The 1,829-nt window shown below is 69.1% G+C and carries 3 protein-coding genes; all 3 read right to left on the reverse strand.

Annotation, left to right across the window (positions count from 1 at the left end):
- Window positions 1-467 (reverse strand): substrate-binding domain-containing protein (locus JHD63_RS22435; RefSeq protein WP_198973000.1); only part of this gene is annotated, 467 nt, incomplete at its 3' end.
- Window positions 468-507: 40 nt separating this feature from the next.
- A complete protein-coding gene (locus JHD63_RS22440; RefSeq protein WP_198973001.1) occupies window positions 508-1,515 on the reverse strand; it encodes an ABC transporter permease in 1,008 nt (335 codons plus the stop codon).
- Between the two features lie 23 nt (window positions 1,516-1,538).
- The coding region (locus tag JHD63_RS22445; RefSeq protein WP_198973003.1) for an SDR family NAD(P)-dependent oxidoreductase at window positions 1,539-1,829 on the reverse strand (291 nt) is incomplete at its 5' end.

Genomic DNA, 1,829 nt, shown 5'->3' on the forward strand with positions numbered 1-1,829 from the left:
ACCGAGGACTCCGCCAGCATTTCCCCGATGCGCGTCCAGTCCGGGCCGATGTAGCCCGCGCCCGCCGCCTTCGATGGCAGGTTGATGGACAGCACGTGGATGCCGACCGCCTCGGCCTGCTGGATCAGGCGCGCGTACACCGTCAGGTCCGGGTTCTGGACCACGATCACCGAGGGCCTCTGGGCGATGGCCTGGGTCAGCGCCTGCGCGCCCGCGCTGGCGCTGAGGTTGGCGTCGCGCGCCTCCACCTTCACGCCCAGCGGCTCGAACGCGTCCTTGAGGCCGTGGTACCAACCCTGCGACAGCGGCTCCGCGAGCAGGAAGGACACGAAGACGACCTTCTTGCCCGACAGGGCGCCGTGGTATGCGCCGCGCAGCGGGTCTTCCGCGCCCTGGGTCTGCGCCAGGGCGCACAGGGCGGTGGCCGCCAGGCAAAGGGCCGTGAGGGGTTTGGCGAATCGGTTCATGGTTTGTCTCCTTTGAAGTCGTTGGGAAAAGGCATGCGCGTCAGATGTCGCCGTGCTGGGCCGTTTCTTCGTTGCGGGGGTTCAGCCGCGAGTCCGCGACAATCGCGAGCAGCAGCAGGCTGCCCTTGACCAGGTTTTGCACGGAGTAGTTGGCATCCATCAGCGTCATGGCGTTCAGCAGGGCGCCGATCAGCAGCGTGCCCACCAGCACGCTGGACACGCCGCCGCGCCCGCCCGACAGGCCGATGCCGCCCAGCACCACCACCAGGATCACGTCGTAGATCAGCGTGGAGGCGTAGATGCGGATCGGCATGGCATGGAGCGAGGCCGCCATCACCACCCCGGCCAACAGGCCGATGAGCGCGCTGGCCACGTACAGCAGCAACGTCATCGGGCGCGTGGGGATGCCCACCACCCTGGCCCCTTGCGGGTTGTCGCCCATCGCGTAGATGAACCGGCCCATGCGCGTGCACTGGAGGAACAGCCACAACACCGCGCCAGCCAGTGCGAAGACCAGCACCTGCGTGGGCACCCCGAACAGGGTGGAGCTGCCGATCCAGGACCAGCCGTCCAGCAGGCTCGGCCAGGGCACGATGTCGTTGGAGAAGAAAACCCCGCCGCCCAGGCCGTACAGCAGCAGCCCGGAGGCTAGCGTCGCGAACAACGGGGCCATCTCGGCATAGGCGACCAGCCAGCCATTGAGCAGGCCGAACGCGACGGCCAGCGCCAACGCCGCCGCAAAGGCCACGCCGACGCCGGCGCCGTTGCCCACCAGGTGCAGCATCAGAGCGGGCGGCGTCGCCAGCGTCGCGATCATCGACAGGTCGATGCCGCGCGCGATCACGACCATGCCCATGCCCAGCGCGAGCAGGCCCAGGGTGGCCACCGACTGCAGCAGGCCCACCAGGTTGCCTGCAGACAGGAAGCCAGGAAGGAAGGCGGAAAAACCCGCGAACAGCGCCACCGTGAGCAGGGTCACGATGGTCTGCTGCGACCAGTGCCGCCGGCGCCGCTCTGCGGGCCGCGCGGTGCTCGGATGTTCGGACATGCGGTCTCCTCGGGCGGGGGCGGTCAGCCTTCGACCGATGCATGCGAGTTGCGGTGCAGCGTCATGCCGCCATCCACCGGCAGGACGACGCCGGTCACGAACTCCGACATGTCGGACGCCAGGAACAGCGCCGCATCGGCGATGTAGCGCGGCTGGCCCTCGATGGGCAGCGGCTGCATGCGGGCGAACTTGTTCTCGGCCAGCATGCCGCTGCCCAGCGCGTGCTTGTCCCACAGCGCCGTGCGGAACGCGCCCGGCACCAGGGTGTTGACGCGAATGCGGTGCCGCCCCAGCTTGAGCGCGCAGTGCTGCCC

Source organism: Xylophilus sp. ASV27 (genome assembly GCF_016428875.1).
Taxonomy (GTDB): domain Bacteria; phylum Pseudomonadota; class Gammaproteobacteria; order Burkholderiales; family Burkholderiaceae_C; genus Xylophilus.